This is a genomic window from Oceanobacillus sp. FSL W7-1281, from assembly GCF_037969835.1.
In the GTDB taxonomy this organism is placed as follows: Bacteria; Bacillota; Bacilli; order Bacillales; family Amphibacillaceae; genus Oceanobacillus; species Oceanobacillus oncorhynchi.
In genome coordinates this window covers 1,912,030-1,926,859 of record NZ_CP150214.1, presented here as the reverse complement: position 1 = coordinate 1,926,859, position 14,830 = coordinate 1,912,030, and the positions used below count along the sequence as shown (strand labels likewise).

Annotated in this window: 15 protein-coding genes; 1 reads left to right on the top strand and 14 read right to left on the bottom strand. The window is 42.8% G+C overall.

The window, feature by feature from the left end; genetic code table 11:
- Positions 1 to 22: 22 nt before the first annotated feature.
- The 12 genes from MKX55_RS09675 to MKX55_RS09620 form a co-directional block, all read right to left on the bottom strand.
- A complete protein-coding gene (locus MKX55_RS09675) occupies positions 23 to 1,501 on the bottom strand; it encodes an alanine/glycine:cation symporter family protein (protein ID WP_339237840.1) in 1,479 nt (492 codons plus the stop codon).
- Positions 1,502 to 1,566: 65 nt separating this feature from the next.
- Entirely contained in the window at positions 1,567 to 2,166 is a 600-nt protein-coding gene (locus MKX55_RS09670) for a short chain dehydrogenase (RefSeq protein WP_339184396.1), read from the bottom strand.
- A 27-nt stretch (positions 2,167 to 2,193) separates the two neighbouring features.
- Complete coding sequence (locus MKX55_RS09665; protein ID WP_339237838.1) at positions 2,194 to 3,396, bottom strand: FAD-dependent oxidoreductase; 1,203 nt, start codon at positions 3,394 to 3,396, stop codon at positions 2,194 to 2,196.
- Positions 3,397 to 3,401: 5 nt separating this feature from the next.
- Positions 3,402 to 3,701 carry a (2Fe-2S)-binding protein gene (locus MKX55_RS09660; RefSeq protein ID WP_339184392.1) on the bottom strand — a complete coding sequence of 100 codons (300 nt, stop codon included), beginning with the start codon at positions 3,699 to 3,701 and terminating at the stop codon, positions 3,402 to 3,404.
- Positions 3,685 to 3,969: a (2Fe-2S)-binding protein gene (locus tag MKX55_RS09655; protein ID WP_289584645.1), complete on the bottom strand. Its 285-nt coding sequence runs from the start codon at positions 3,967 to 3,969 to the stop codon at positions 3,685 to 3,687. The genes MKX55_RS09660 and MKX55_RS09655 overlap by 17 nt, the downstream gene beginning before the upstream one ends.
- An 18-nt stretch (positions 3,970 to 3,987) precedes the next feature.
- Positions 3,988 to 4,770: an aspartate/glutamate racemase family protein gene (locus MKX55_RS09650; RefSeq protein WP_339237836.1), complete on the bottom strand. Its 783-nt coding sequence runs from the start codon at positions 4,768 to 4,770 to the stop codon at positions 3,988 to 3,990.
- A 101-nt stretch (positions 4,771 to 4,871) separates the two neighbouring features.
- On the bottom strand, positions 4,872 to 5,189 hold the full coding sequence (locus MKX55_RS09645) for a dihydrodipicolinate synthase family protein (protein ID WP_339238487.1): 318 nt from the start codon (positions 5,187 to 5,189) through the stop codon (positions 4,872 to 4,874).
- A gap of 20 nt (positions 5,190 to 5,209) precedes the next feature.
- The gene (locus MKX55_RS09640) at positions 5,210 to 5,773 is read right to left on the bottom strand and encodes a dihydrodipicolinate synthase family protein (protein WP_339237834.1); all 564 of its coding nucleotides are present in this window, start codon (positions 5,771 to 5,773) and stop codon (positions 5,210 to 5,212) included.
- Positions 5,774 to 5,788: 15 nt separating this feature from the next.
- Entirely contained in the window at positions 5,789 to 6,985 is a 1,197-nt protein-coding gene (locus MKX55_RS09635; RefSeq protein ID WP_339237832.1) for an FAD-dependent oxidoreductase, read from the bottom strand.
- 34 nt (positions 6,986 to 7,019) lie between these two features.
- Positions 7,020 to 8,543: an aldehyde dehydrogenase family protein gene (locus tag MKX55_RS09630; protein WP_339237830.1), complete on the bottom strand. Its 1,524-nt coding sequence runs from the start codon at positions 8,541 to 8,543 to the stop codon at positions 7,020 to 7,022.
- Positions 8,544 to 8,582: 39 nt separating this feature from the next.
- Positions 8,583 to 9,929, bottom strand: coding sequence for an aspartate aminotransferase family protein (locus MKX55_RS09625; RefSeq protein ID WP_339237828.1), 1,347 nt, complete (start codon positions 9,927 to 9,929; stop codon positions 8,583 to 8,585).
- A gap of 20 nt (positions 9,930 to 9,949) precedes the next feature.
- Positions 9,950 to 11,407, bottom strand: a complete 1,458-nt coding sequence (locus MKX55_RS09620; RefSeq protein WP_339237826.1) for a CoA-acylating methylmalonate-semialdehyde dehydrogenase — start codon at positions 11,405 to 11,407, stop codon at positions 9,950 to 9,952.
- Positions 11,408 to 11,528: 121 nt separating this feature from the next.
- On the opposite strand from MKX55_RS09620, the gene MKX55_RS09615 reads away from it, so the two are divergent.
- The gene (locus tag MKX55_RS09615) at positions 11,529 to 12,410 is read left to right on the top strand and encodes a LysR family transcriptional regulator (protein WP_339237824.1); all 882 of its coding nucleotides are present in this window, start codon (positions 11,529 to 11,531) and stop codon (positions 12,408 to 12,410) included.
- A 106-nt stretch (positions 12,411 to 12,516) separates the two neighbouring features.
- Here MKX55_RS09615 and MKX55_RS09610 read toward each other — a convergent pair whose 3' ends face one another.
- Together MKX55_RS09610 and MKX55_RS09605 are read right to left on the bottom strand one after the other, a co-directional pair.
- On the bottom strand, positions 12,517 to 13,116 hold the full coding sequence (locus MKX55_RS09610; RefSeq protein WP_339237822.1) for a short chain dehydrogenase: 600 nt from the start codon (positions 13,114 to 13,116) through the stop codon (positions 12,517 to 12,519).
- A gap of 236 nt (positions 13,117 to 13,352) precedes the next feature.
- A complete protein-coding gene (locus MKX55_RS09605; RefSeq protein WP_339237820.1) occupies positions 13,353 to 14,813 on the bottom strand; it encodes a CoA-acylating methylmalonate-semialdehyde dehydrogenase in 1,461 nt (486 codons plus the stop codon).
- Between the last annotated feature and the right edge of the window lie 17 nt (positions 14,814 to 14,830).

Here is a 14,830-nt window from a genome sequence, read left to right as displayed (position 1 = left end):
ATCAGCAAACGCTTACAATAAACTAAATAACCTTTCTTTCTTTTTTAGCTGGCTGCACACTTTCCTCTTGTGCCGGTTCCCAAAAATCCGCATTTTTAATTCCAGCCTTCACAGAATCAAATACTGGATCTTTTCCTTGTTTTTTCTGCGCATCATAATCCTCTACTGCCTTTAAGACTGGTTTTGTCAGAAATAGCAATGCTATCATGTTTAACCAAGCCATGACCCCAAACCCTAAGTCGCCAAAACTCCATGCCAGGGCAGCTGAATTTGTACTATTATAAAAAACGGTGACTAAGAGCCCGCATTTCAATACAGTCAATGGCCACTGCAGCTTCTTTTTACGGTTACGGTTAAGATAGGCCAGACTGGTTTCCGCTTTATAGGAGTACGTAATCAAACTGGTAAAAGCAAAGAAGAAGATCGCAACAGCAACGAAAGGACCCCCGAATCCCGGTAAAATCGTTTCAACGCTTAATTGGACATTGTTGGAACCTGCTTCCACAGCACCAATATTGTTCTCAACCATTGTGCCATCATCCAGCTGAACATTATACATTCCAGTAATCAAGACCATAAATGCAGTAGCAGAACAAATAACCAGGGTGGTGATATACACGGATAATGCTTGCACTAATCCTTGTTTAACAGGATGGGAAACCTCTGCTGCTCCTGTTTCAAAGGTTTCACTTCCAAAGCCGGCAGCATTCGAAAAGGCTCCTCTTTGTACGCCCCAGGCGATTGCTGAACCTATGATTCCGCCAAATGTAGCACTTGGATTGATTGCGCTGGAAACAATTAATGAAAGTACATCTGGTATGGCTGTAAAATTAACAGCTAAAATAACAACACATACACCGATATAACCAATTGCCATAACTGGAACAATCGTCTCCGCTGTTTTTGCGATTCTTTTTACCCCTCCAAAAATAACAACAGCCAGTAAAATCACGAGTAACGTACCTGTTATTGCCGGAGCTATACCAAATGCGTCATCAAGAGAAAGCGCTATAGTATTTACTTGAATCCCCGGGACAAGAATCGTCATAGAAACCATTGTCACGGCTGCAAATATGACGGCAAACCATTCTTTCTTTAACCCTTTGCCAATATAATACGGGACGCCTCCGCGGTATTCCCCATCCTGCTTCACTTTATAAATCTGTGCAAGCGTGGTTTCCATAAAAGCAATACTGGCAGAGAAAAAAGCCAAAATCCACATCCAGAATACAGCTCCCGGCCCCCCTAATGTGATTGCAGTCGCTACACCGGCTATATTACCAATACCAATTCTGCTTCCAATCGACATCGATAATGCCTGAAACGAAGAAATACCTGCCTCCGACTTTCCGCCAGTAAATGTCAGTTTAAACATGTCCTTAATATATCGAAAATGAATGAAACGCGTTGCTATGGAGAAAAACAATCCCAGTGCCAGAATAAAAATAACCAACGCTGGACTCCATACAACATCGTTTAATCGCCCTATAAATTCACCCATGTTATCCCCCTTGTTCACGGGCCTAAAAACTAGAATCCATTTTAGGCCCCGTACCAGAAAATCGGTTAATATACTTTATATGCCTGACCCGTTTGCGCTCCAAAGACACTTTTTCGATAGGCTAAGCCAATCCGTTTGGAAGAAACAGGTTCGAACCCTTGGAATAGTTTACCATATTTTTCTTTTGATTTCTCCAGCATCGATGGACTGACATGATTGATCCGGATTCCACGCGGCATTTCAATGGCTGCTGATTTCACAAATGCAGTTACTCCGCCATTCGCCATTGCCGATGAGGATGCTGTTTTCAATGGATCATCCATTAAAACACCCGTTGTCAGCGTAATGCTTCCGTTATCTCTCAGATAATGTAAACCAATTAACACGAGGTTAACCTGTCCAAGCTGCTTGCTGTTTACCGCAATCATATTCTGTTCCGGTGTCAGTTCATCCACTGTGGCAAAATGGGCCGAACCTGCAGCGCAAATGATGCCATCCACCTGTCCTACCTTTTCAAAAAGCGCTCTGATGCTTTCTTCTGAAGTAATATCTACTGGATATTCTGAAGAATTCCGGCTTGCTTGGATAATTTCTGCGTCATCCTTTAATTCTTCATACGCTACTTCTCCGATGGATCCGGTTGCTCCGATTAATAGTATTTTCATATGACATGTCTCCTTACCTTTTCCATTTTAAGCATTTTGTTGATAATCTTGATACAATGTTTCTCTTTCCTTTTCAATTTCTGGATGAAATTGAATTAAGGCGGCTGCTCTTACCTTTTTTACATTTTGAATTGCGCGCTCAATACGCTCTGTTATTGCGGGATTTTCTCCAATTACTTTCGATGCTATATTTAATCCGGCGACTTCCCCTTGTGCCATGGCAACCTTTGAGCTTTCTACTCCTGTGATATTGCCAGATACATATAAATCAGGGAGTGTTGTCTCCATTTTTTCATTATGAACCGGAATATGTCCTCCTAATGCTTCGACATATTTAAAGGAACAACCGACAACAGAAGCCAGCTCTGCCATTGGCGTCAGTCCCCCTGAAATACAAACCACATCAGCTGTTTCCGTCTTTTCTGTTCCTGGAATGGGTTCGCCTGCTGTGTTTATTTTTACGGTTTTCACTCCTTCAACAACATCATCCCCGATAATCTCTGTTACAGCCGTTTTTAATTTGATTGGAATCCCATTCATTTTCAATCCATTACTTGGATAAAATTTTGTCGCAAAACTCACGGGCACATGTTTTCCCAGCTTGCCCAGCTGTTTTAGTAAAGGAGAAGGAGCCAGATGGGTCAAGCGCATTAATGACGCTAATACTTCCTGCGGCTGACCAGCTTCCTTTCCTATCTGTTCGGTTACTGGTAAAATAATGGCCTTAACATCTACGCTGCACAGCTTTAACTCATTGGCAATGGCCATCGATAATACATTCGCTCCGATGATAATACAAGAATTCCCCGGCTTTACCCTGTGGACATTCCCCATTACCTGTGCCGCTCCAATTGACATTACCCCTGGAAGCGTCCACCCCGGCAGCGGAATATGTGTTTCACTTGCGCCTGTTGCCAACAGCAGATGCACTGTATCGATAGTGCCGCTGGAAGCATAAATTCTCCAGCCAGCTTCTATTTTTTCCAAATTATAAACAGATGTTTCACATTCTATTTCCACACCTAGAGATACAGCTCTATCTACCAGATTTTCAGATTCTTGGATGCCATTCCACCACTCCCCGTTCGGCTCCTCATGCAATTGACCTAATAACCTGCCTCCCGGGCGGGGAAATTCATCGATCACCTTAACGGCTACTCCATTTTCTGCGGCTGCTATTCCTGCTGTTAAACCCGCTGGACCAGCACCGATAATCACCAAATTCCACATAACCATCACTTCCTTAAAGAATAAACAGTCATCCCATCCTTGACAGCAGTTACACAAGCCCGGACAACTTGCCTGTCCTCCAGCTGAACTCTGCATTCAAAGCAATGACCGATATTACAATAGATTCCTCTGCCTTTTCCACTTACATCATGCTTTCGTAATTCTCGATATCCTTCTGCTAATAATGCTGAAGCAATGGTATCTCCTTCAAGCGCTTCTATCGTTTGATTATTAAACGTAAAGGTTAATTTGTTTTTATTCGATAAAGGCCCTAAAATCGGGTGCTCCTCAATCCTCACTGACATGATTCATCCCTCCCAGAGTGCCAAATGATACTGGTCTGACCGGCGGACGATAGCTGAGAGAAATGTCATCTGTCCTTGGAGCAGATTCATGGGACTGAACAATTTGATCAATCATGCTTCGGCACGTTCTTCCTCCGCAATATCCCATCCCTGCTCTTGTTCTCAGCTTCACTTCACGAGAGGAACAATGGTAATGATCTATCGTCTGATTAATTTCTTTTAATGTTATCTCTTCACATCTGCAAATGATGATATCTTCATCCGCCATCCGTACTCCTCCTTTGTTTTAAATAAAACCATAATACGGTTTCTGAGCCGTTGCCATATGCGCCCATCGAATCATTGTAATAAAATCAAAAACGGGCAATCCGACTGCTTGTTGAATTGCTGCGGCATAGGGAGGCAAATCACTGCATTCCAGCAGGATAGCTCCAATATCCGGATTATCCTCCACCAGCTCTTTTGCTGCTTGAACAACCTCTTCTCTAACTACACCGTTGTCAAAGCTTCCTCTGCTTTCCACAATGGCAGAGAATTCCGGTAATTTCCCCAAGTCTTTTACCACGACATCATCTACATTGGTTACTCCGCAGCTGTCAAACAGACTTTCCGTTATGCCATCACTGTCTGCTGTCAGCATGCCGATACGCTGATGGCTTTTTAATCCTGTTTTAATCCATGGGATCTGGACAACACTCGACATAAAGACGGGGATGTCTACTGCATCGGCAACCTGCTTTTGATAATTCCCAAAGAAGCCGCATGCTCCGCAAATGACCCTCGCTCCCTCTCTTTCCAGCTGCTGTGCTGTTTGAATCACATCGCCCACCAGCATCGGGTCGCCGACGTGAATTCTGTCCTGGGTACAATTCGGCACAACCCGTGGTACAACAGGAAAATCATAGGTGGATAAATTAGCTACGTTGCCAGGTAATACCGGGTACCAGCAATCATCCAGGAATAGAATTCCTACGGAGAAACCCGCTACATATTGCCCTTTTTTCATTTCAATCAGCTGACCGTGATCCGATTTCACAAAGCCATATTCTTGATTTCTGCTGCTCGCCATATTTTTTTCCTCCATCATCTCAATTCAAAGCAGCGGCACAGAGAAATCAAACAAAATATATTTTTATGCTGTTTTTCTCTGTGCCTTCACCTGCTAAAAACCTAAACTGGCTTTACTTCATAGCCTAATTCTTTTAATGTTTTGCTCATCTTCTCTTTTAGCTCCTCGGAAGCTGGCACTAATGGTTTCCGTACGGTTCCTCCTTCCAGGCCAATAATATCTAAACCGGCTTTCACAGGTCCCGGCACCGGCTCTGCTTCCACATAATCATATAGCGGAAGTAAACGCTGATTGATAGCTAATGCGCCGTCGATATCTTTTTCCTTTGTAAATAACTCGTACATTTCTACGATTTCTTTTGGAACCAGATTGTGAATAATTCCTGTCGCCCCGTGCCCACCTACAGATAACGTCGGCAGAATCAGGTGTTCAAATCCGGTTAATACAGTAAAGTCTCGTTATCCTTGGTTAAAGCAATCACTTTACAAGTATGCTCCTGGTCTGTTGTATTTTTGACCGCTACAATTCCTTCCTCTTCACTTAATTCCGCAATAAATTCAGGGGAAAGCTCTACATTGGTTGCTGCAGGATAATGATAGATAACAATGCCAATTCCTGCTTCGGCAGCTAATTTTTTATAATATGCTTTCATTCCTTCTTCACTTGTTGTCATATAATATGGTGTTACGACAAGCGCACAATCCGCGCCAACTTCTGCTGCATATTTTGTCAGCTCCAGCGTTTCTTCCTCCCGGTGCGCACTCGTACCTGCCATGACAGGCACACGTCCACCTGCATATTCTACCGCTGCTTTTAATAGACTCTTTCTTTCTTCTAACGACATCAGCGAATATTCTCCTGTGCTTCCTCCAGCAAGCAGGCAATGTACTCCGCCGTCAACCAGGTGATTAATCAAGCCTTGATAGGCAGAAAAGTTAATCGATCCGTCCTCATTAAATGGTGTTGGCATTGCAGGTATCATTCCAGTTGGTTTATACATCATTCATTCCTCCAATAATTAAATAGTTTGTAAGATTTCTTCTTGCGCTTTATATCTTGAAAATTTCAAGCGATCAATATTAAATTCGGTTTCTTTTCCTGAAATAAGCTCTGTCATCATTTTCCCGGTAATCGGTGCCATACTGATTCCGTCACCCTCATGGCCGCAGGCGATATAGAAGCCCGGTACCTCATCTACCTCGGATACAATCGGCAAATGATCCACTACCCATGGGCGGATGCCGGCATAGGCACGTATACAATTGACATCCTTTAAAATCGGCAGGAAACGCGTTGCCCGTTCGGCAATTCCCCGCATCACATCATGTTCCGCACTGGTATCATAGCCTTTAAATGCGCGATGTCCGCCTACTAAATAATTACTTGCTTCTGTCGGTTCAATGGTAAAGGCAATATTATAATCTTCTACGAGTTTACTGACATTTCTTTTGTAGTTGATATCTTCAAATTTAGAGAGCATATAGCCAAATTCATGTACTTTTTGATGAACGATCCTGTCTGTCCGTTCTGTTACAAGGACCATTCCTTTTCTTGGCCGAATCGGAATGTCTATCCCGACCATTTCCCCAATATGACTTGCCCAGACACCGGCGCAATTGACCACATTTTTCGTATATAACGTTGTGGTACTGGTTTTCACAGACTCTACAGAGCCATCCGGACCCTGTGCGATTTCTTTTACTTCCTGATTCGTAAAGAGCTGCAATCCGTATTTTCTTGCTTCTTCAATAAAGGCGTAGCAAACGAGATATGGATTCATCGTAGAGTCAACCTCTGTCCAGACACCACCTGCCAAATCGTTAGCCAAATGCTTTTCGATATCCGGAAGCTCCTCTTTACTTACCATCTTCATATCGTAGCCGGCAGCGACCTGCTGCTTGACATACCCATTTGCAATTTCCAATTCCTGTTCTGTTTCACAAACATACAGGCTTCCCCGGGAGAAAAACTCGAAATCAAAAGAGAATTCTTTTGCTAATTCTTTATACAGCTGAATACTTCGAAAGCCGATTTCTGTATCAATTCCCGGTTTCTTATCACAAATGAGGGCAACAGCATCACATCTGCTCGACGTACCAGCCGCTATATCTCCCTTCTCCACCAAAGCAACTTGGTACCCTTCTTTAGAGAGGTAATAAGCTACACTTGAACCAATAATGCCTCCGCCGATAACAACCACATCAAAACTATTCAATCTGCCACCTCCTTTTTAAAAATAGATTGATAGATTAACTGTCTGCATTGGAGTAAGCGCCTGAAGGCTTCACTTCTAAAGCAATGTTGACCTGCTTTTTATACAGATACTCTTCAAAGCCATATGTGCCTAAATCTCCGCCAATTCCACTCTGCTTATAGCCGCTCCAAGGAGCTTCATTGAATGTTGGATGATAGCTGTTCACCCAGGTAATTCCTGCATGTAATCCGCGAATCACCCGCTGCGCTTTCGCACCGTCATTCGTAAACACAGCTGCCGCCAATCCAAAATCCGTTCCATTTGCCAGCTCCAGTGCTTCTTTCTCTGTTTCAAATACTTGAATAACCAGTACTGGTCCAAAAATTTCTTCCTGTACAATCCGCATGTCTGGTGTTGTATTTGCAAAAATCGTCGGAGCTACATAATTCCCTTCTGCAAGAGAACCGTCTGTTAAACGTTCTCCGCCGCATAATAATTCTGCGCCTTCATCCAAGCCGACTTTGACATATTCCAGAACAGAATCGGCATGATCCGGAGAAATAAGCGGTCCCATTTCAGTTTGCGGGTCCCATCCCGGCCCAATCTTGATTTTGTTCGTACGTTTTACTAATTCATCAACAAATTTCTCATAGATACTTTTCTCTAAAATTAATCGGGAGCCCGCCGAGCAAACCTGTCCTTGTCCGGCAAAAATGCCCAGCATGGCATAATCGACTGCCGTTTCAAAATCTGCGTCAGCAAATACGATATTTGGAGATTTTCCTCCCAGCTCTAAGCCGACTTTTTTAATGGTATCCGCTGCATCCTTCATAATTTGCTTTCCGGTATCTGTTCCGCCGGTAAACGATATTTTATCGACATCCTTATGCTGTACTAATTGATTGCCGATCACAGAGCCTGGACCTAACACCAGATTCGCTACCCCGTCTGGAAAGCCGACCTCATCGATAATTTCAAATAATCTCAACACGGTTAACGGCGTTTGAGAAGCTGGTTTTACCACCACGGTACACCCTGCAGCAAGCGCAGCTGACAGCTTTTGCGCAGCCATTACCAGTGGGAAATTCCACGGAACAATAATGCTGACCACTCCAACCGGCTCCCGAATCACCATGGCCTGAATTTCATCAGGCACCTCATAGGTTTGACCATGCGGCTGCATCGCCAGCCCCGCATAATACTTAAATTGATGAATGGCATCCTCTACATCGACAATGGAATCCTCATAGATTTTTCCGTTGTTTAATGTTTCTAATTTTGCTATTTCCTCTTTCCGCGCCTCCAGCTTCTCTGCGACATTCAATAGCAGGTCAGCCCTTGTTCTCGCATAGGCTTCACGCCAGCCATCTTCATAGAAGGCTTTTCTGGCAGCTTCGATTGCTTTGTCAGCATCCTCAGCGCCGCCGTCAGCAACGGTTGCAATGACTTGATCGTTTGCCGGATTATAAACCTTTCTGGATTTTCCGGTACTCCCGCTGGTCCACTCCCCAGCGATATACATATTCTGAACTTCTTCCGTATCTTTTAAAACTGCTTCAAATGCTGCTGCGTCACTCATGATACCTTCCTCCTTTGTATCTATCTTTGAAGAATCCAATCAATTCAACTCTGAAATGCTCTCCGTCACTGTTTTGACGATGAATTGATAATCCTCTTCTGTAATACTGAGCGGTGGAGCCAGCTGAAGAATATTATTAAAGCCGGCAACCGTATCCCCATTTTTACCAACCAGCAATCCGCTTTGCTTACATTTAGCTACGATCTGATTGATTTTATCGACATGAATTGGTTCCTTTGTCTGTTTATCCTCTACCAGCTCTATTCCCAGCAGCAAGCCTTTCCCGCGGACATCCTCGACATTGGGATGCGTTAATAAATCTTGAAAATCTTCTAGTAATCGTGCTCCCAGCTGTTCCGACTGCTGGAAGAGATTTTCCTCTTCCATAATTTCAATATTCTTTAAAGCTACAGCACAGGCTGCTGGAGACCCGCCGTACGTATTCACATGACGGAAACGATCGTATATATCTTCGCCGTCAAATTGCTCAAAAATTTCTCTTCTGACTGCAGTAGCTGATAGAGGCATATAACCGCTTGTAATTCCTTTTGCCATCGTAATAATGTCCGGTTTCACATCGTAATTCATAAATCCGAACGGTTTGCCCGTCCTGCCAAAGCCGCAAATAACTTCATCGACAATCAGTAATGCTCCATGCGCCTCACAGATTTCTTTGACCCGCTTCAAATAATTCTCAGGCGGCATCAGGATGCCTCCTCCGGTAATAATCGGCTCCATAATAACACCGGCGATGGTTGAGCTAAGCTCCCATGTCATTAATTCATTAATTGCTTCCGCAGAGGATAAGGTCTTCTCATCGTCCGGGTTGCGATAAAGATCAGGCGGTGCTACATGCAAAAATCCTTGTGCTAACGGCTCATACTTATATTTTCTTTCAGCCTGGCCGGTTGCAGCCAGTGCTCCCATGGTATTTCCATGATAAGCACGATACCTGGAAATAAATTTTGTCCGTTGTCCTTCTCCTTTATGCTGATGGTATTGCCTCGCTATCTTAAAGGCTGTTTCATTTGCTTCTGAACCGCTATTGGAGAAAAAGAACACGTAATCATCATCTAGAAAGCTGTTTAACTTTTCAGCCAGCTGAATCGCCGGCTGATGACTATGTGCCAGGGGAAAATATGCCAGCTTTTCCAATTGTTCATATGCTGCCTGTGCAATTTCCGTCCGTCCATAACCGGCGTTGACGCACCATAACCCAGACATTCCATCTAAGTATTTATTTCCGTCAATATCTGTCACCCACGCTCCTTCAGCAGTTTCCGCAACCAGAAGATTCGGATCGGGTTTAGACCCTTTCATTGCATGCCAGAGCTGTTTAGCATCTTTTTGCTTAATATCATTTGCTTGATTCATCGATTGAAGCATTGGCCAACCTCCTTATACACTTAATAACGCGCCGTCACCATTTTCTTTCGCGTATAAAATTGAACACCGTCCTTGCCATTTGCATGTAAATCTCCATAAAATGAATTCTTATATCCTGAAAACGGGAAGAATGCCATTGGAGCAGGAACGCCTAAGTTAATCCCTAGCATCCCGGAGTCTATCTCCTTTCTGAACGTTCTTACGGCCTTTGCGCTATCTGTGTATAAGCAAGCTCCATTCGCAAATTCCGATGCATTCGCTACTTCGATTGCTTCATCAATCGTATCCACACGTACAACCGAAAGCACTGGCGCAAACATTTCATCTTCCCAAATTTTCATATCGGTGCGAACATGATCAAATATCGTTGCCCCGACAAAATATCCATCGCTGTCTTTCTTATCTTCTCTGCCGTCTCTCAGTAAGGTCGCCCCTTCTTCTAAACCGGTTTCAATATAATCTAACGTTCTTTGCTTTTGTTCTTTCCGGATAACTGGTCCAAGAAAAGATGCTTTATCCGCCCCGTCTCCGATAACCACATTATCTGCTGCCTGCTTCAAGCGTTCCGTCAGTTCATCTGCAACATCGCCAACAGCAACCACTACAGAGGCTGCCATACATCGTTGCCCGGCTGAGCCAAATGCTGCAGCAGTAATATTTGCTACCGCATTATCTAAATCAGCATCCTCTAACACAATGCTGTGATTTTTAGCACCGGCTAGCGCCTGTACACGCTTTCCATTTGCTGCAGCTGTCTGATAAATATATTTTGCAACAGGCTGAGACCCGACAAATGATACCGCTTTAATTTTTTCGTGTTCTAAAATTCCATTCACAACATCGTTGGAACCATGCACAATATTCAATACACCGTCAGGCAAACCGGCCTCTTTAAAAATTTCAGCTAATCGGTTGGCAAGCAATGGCGTTTTTTCAGATGGCTTTAAAATAAATGTATTCCCGCAGGCAATAGCTAGCGGAAACATCCAGCATGGAACCATCATCGGAAAATTAAATGGTGCAATCCCGCCGACAACTCCAATCGGGTAGCGATACATTCCCGATTCGATTCCTGTAGCGATATCCGGCAGATGCTCTCCCATCATCAAGGTTGGAGCACCAGCAGCAAATTCCACGCATTCAATTCCTCTTTGTACCTCGCCCGTTGCATCATCAAATGTCTTTCCATTTTCTAATGTGATGATTTCAGCCAGCTCTTCCCTGTTTTCAATTAATAATTGCTGATATTTAAATAGAATTCGCGCTCTTTTTGGAACAGCAACTCTTCTCCATTCTTTAAAAGCAAGCTCCGCTGATTTGACAGCGCTATCAATTTCTTCAAATCCTGAAATCGGAACCTTGCCAATTTCTTCTCCCGTTGCCGGATTAAAAACTTCTGTATAATTTCCTGAAGTGGATTCTACCCATTCTCCATTTATAAAATTTCTTATTTGCTCCACCGTTTTTATCGTCGACATCGTTTGCCTCCTTAATTGGAATTTGTTTGACATATTCTCATTTTATTTAGATAATTAGCATAAGTAAAATAAATATTCATTATGTCTACCATTCAAAAAAATGATAGTTAGGAGCCCGCCCATGACATTGCAGCGATATGAAATATTTAATAAAGTAATTCAGCTGAAAAATATCAGCAAAGCAGCAGAGGAACTTCACCTTACGCAGCCCGGACTCAGTAACGCGATTAAAAGTTTGGAATCTGATTTAAATTTAAAATTATTGAATCGAAACAGAAATGGAATCACCTTAACCAAAGAAGGAGAAAAAATTTATCAGTATACGTTGCAGATAGAAAAAATGAATGAGGCGTTAATGCAGGAAGCAAGCCATTTGAATGGGTTGAAGACCGGAACGGTGAATGTAGGTTCTTTTTCCAGTGTGACAGGCAATTGGATTCCTGATATTGTAATGAAAATGCAGGAGGAGTATCCAGGAATTGAAGTGAATATTCATGAAGGTGATTATGAGTCCCTTGAAAAAAGGGTGCTGACCGGGGAATTGGATTGTTGTTTTAATACACCGATTGAAAACAGCGGACTAACCTTTACACCGCTTAAAAAAGATGAATTATTTTGTATTGTTTCCAATCAGCATCCCTTACATTCCAAAAATGAAATCAGTGTAAAGGAGTTGTCTTCCTACCCATTTATCAAACCCAAAAAGAGCTGGGATGATGAAATCAACGGTCTGTTTTCAAAATATAATCTATCTCCAAATATTAAATATGAAGTCTCTGAAGATTTGCCGATTATTGCGCTGGTTGAAGCAAATCTCGGAATAAATATTAGACCGGAACTAGTACTGCAAAGGGAAAAAACATCTAAAAGTATTCGGATTATTAAATTAAAAGAGGATGCTTATCGAATTATAGGATTATGTACGCCAACTAGCCCGTCCCATGCTACGCAGCTTTTTGTCTCTATTACCAAAGAACTTTATGAAGAACCTTTTCAATTATAAAGACGTCCTTATTTTCATATTTTTATTGCCCATACGAAAGCAGACCAATTACAGCTAAATTGATCTGCTTTCTATTTGTCTAGTTAAACTATAATTTTTAAATTGCTTAATAAACCTTATAAGCCTGGCCAGTCTGCGCACCAAAAACGCTCTTTCGATAAGCTAAGCCAATCCGTTTGGAAGATACAGGTTCAAATCCTTGGAATAGTTTACCATATTTTTCTTTTGATTTTTCCAGCATTGATGGACTGACATGATTAATCCGAATTCCACGCGGCATTTCAATGGCTGCTGATTTCACAAATGCAGTTACTCCGCCATTCGCCATTGCGGAAGAGGATGCTGTTTTCAATGGATCATCCATCAAAACACCCGTTGTCAGCGTAATGCTTCCGTTGTCTCTCAGATAATGTAAACCAATTAATACTAAGTTCACCTGTCCCAGCTGCTTACTGTTTACCGCAATCATATTCTGTTCAGGTGTCAGTTCATCCACGGTTGCAAAATGAGCCGAGCCTGCTGCGCAAATGATGGCGTCTACCTCGCCCACCTTTTTAAAAAGCGCTTTAATGCTTGCTTCAGAGGTAATATCTACTGGATATTCTGAAGAGTTCCGGCTGGCTTGGATGATTTCTGCATCATCCTTTAATTCTTCATACGCTACTTCTCCGATGGATCCGGTTGCCCCGACTAATAGTATTTTCATGATTATCTCTCCTCTTCTAAACCATAGTTCTAATTTTCTGTGTACAGTATCTCATAGTGTTTTATAAAATGCATAACTTTTCATTTTTTTATAACTATTGAACAATAAAAAAATCTTTCTCGCTTCTTTTTATAAGTTGCGTTTAAAACATGAAATCAGATAAATAGAGTATAAAAGACTTTATTCGTTATATAAAGAAGCCGCTGCAAAAATACAGCAGCGGCCCCTCTTTCCCCTTACACCCATTTCGTCGTAATAACTTTCTTTCTCGTATAGAAATGTAACCCATCTTTCCCATTGGCATGTAAATCCCCATAAAACGAATCCTTCCACCCGGAGAAGGGGAAAAATGCCATTGGCGCCGGTACACCAATATTCACACCAAGCATTCCTGCATGAATGGTTTCCCGAAATTGACGGACGCTTCCCCCATCTCTGGTAAAAATACATGCTCCATTCGCAAAGCGTGATTGATTAGATAGTTCAATTGCTTCACTTAAATCCTTCACACGAGCGATAGATAATACAGGCGCAAAAATCTCATCCTGCCATATCTTCATTTCCGAAGTAACTTGATCAAAAATGGTCGGACCGACAAAATAGCCTTTTTCCTTCACAGCTTCATCTTTTCGGCCATCCCGGACCAGATTAGCCCCTTCTTCTTGTCCAGCTTCGATATAGCTTAACGTACGTTCTTTATGCTTGTCACGTATCACTGGTCCAAGGAAAATTCCTTCATCTAAACCATTACCAATTTGAATTTCATTGGCTTTTTGTGTCAAAAGCTCGATAAATTCATCGGCAATACTGTCCTCTACTGCTACTACAGAAGCTGCCATACAGCGCTCGCCAGCCGAACCAAATGCCGCATTCATAATTTGTGTTGTAGCATTATCCAGGTTGGCATCCTGCAGAACAATCGAATGATTCTTTGCGCCTGCCAAAGCCTGTACCCGTTTTAAATTATCTGTCCCGCGCTTGTAGACATACTCGGCCACCGGCTGCGAACCGACAAATGAAATCCCCGCCACTTGCGGATGATCTAATAATCCGTTTACGACATCATGTGCGCCGTGAACGATATTGAACACGCCGCCCGGGAGACCAGCTTCTTCCAGTAATTCCGCTAAACGATTGGCAAGCAGCGGTGTCCGTTCAGAAGGCTTCATTACAAACGTATTTCCAGTCGCAATCGCCATCGGAAACATCCAGCACGGCACCATCATTGGAAAATTAAACGGTGTGATTCCTCCAATAACTCCGATTGGATAACGGTATAATCCGGATTCCAACTCTGTTGCAATCGAAGCAAGCTGCTCTCCCATCATCAATGACGGCGCTCCTGTTGCGAATTCTACATTTTCGATTCCTCTTTGTACTTCTCCATACGCTTCCGCAAAGTTTTTACCATTTTCAAGAGTGATCAGCTTTGCCAATTCCTCATGATTATCAACAAGAAGCTGCTGGTACTTAAACAGAATTCGGGCACGTTTTGGTACCGGGATTTCTTTCCACTTCTCAAACGCTTCTGCAGCTGTTTCTATTGCATAATTAATATCCTCTAAAGTAGATAACGGCACGTGAGCAAGCACTTCTCCTGTCGCCGGGTTCACTACCTCTTCTGTTTTTGCTGTTTTCGCTTCGATCCATTTTCCGCCTACATAATTTTTTAATGTTTCTACTGTTGTCTGTGTCAATGAAAAAACCTCCTGTA

Excerpts from the sequence above, each read along its gene's own strand:
- MKX55_RS09665 (WP_339237838.1), bottom strand. The coding sequence starts at position 3,396 with ATGTGGAATTTGGTGATTATCGGTGCTGGTCCAGCGGGTTTAACAGCA.
- MKX55_RS09625 (WP_339237828.1), bottom strand. The coding sequence starts at position 9,929 with ATGCTTCAATCGATGAATCAAGCAAATGATATTAAGCAAAAAGATGCT.
- MKX55_RS09640 (WP_339237834.1), bottom strand. The coding sequence starts at position 5,773 with ATGATGTATAAACCAACTGGAATGATACCTGCAATGCCAACACCATTT.
- MKX55_RS09670 (WP_339184396.1), bottom strand. The coding sequence starts at position 2,166 with ATGAAAATACTATTAATCGGAGCAACCGGATCCATCGGAGAAGTAGCG.
- MKX55_RS09610 (WP_339237822.1), bottom strand. The coding sequence starts at position 13,116 with ATGAAAATACTATTAGTCGGGGCAACCGGATCCATCGGAGAAGTAGCG.
- MKX55_RS09675 (WP_339237840.1), bottom strand. The coding sequence starts at position 1,501 with ATGGGTGAATTTATAGGGCGATTAAACGATGTTGTATGGAGTCCAGCG.
- MKX55_RS09615 (WP_339237824.1), top strand. The coding sequence starts at position 11,529 with ATGACATTGCAGCGATATGAAATATTTAATAAAGTAATTCAGCTGAAA.
- MKX55_RS09660 (WP_339184392.1), bottom strand. The coding sequence starts at position 3,701 with ATGTCAGTGAGGATTGAGGAGCACCCGATTTTAGGGCCTTTATCGAAT.
- MKX55_RS09620 (WP_339237826.1), bottom strand. The coding sequence starts at position 11,407 with ATGTCGACGATAAAAACGGTGGAGCAAATAAGAAATTTTATAAATGGA.
- MKX55_RS09630 (WP_339237830.1), bottom strand. The coding sequence starts at position 8,543 with ATGAGTGACGCAGCAGCATTTGAAGCAGTTTTAAAAGATACGGAAGAA.
- MKX55_RS09650 (WP_339237836.1), bottom strand. The coding sequence starts at position 4,770 with ATGGCGAGCAGCAGAAATCAAGAATATGGCTTTGTGAAATCGGATCAC.
- MKX55_RS09655 (WP_289584645.1), bottom strand. The coding sequence starts at position 3,969 with ATGGCGGATGAAGATATCATCATTTGCAGATGTGAAGAGATAACATTA.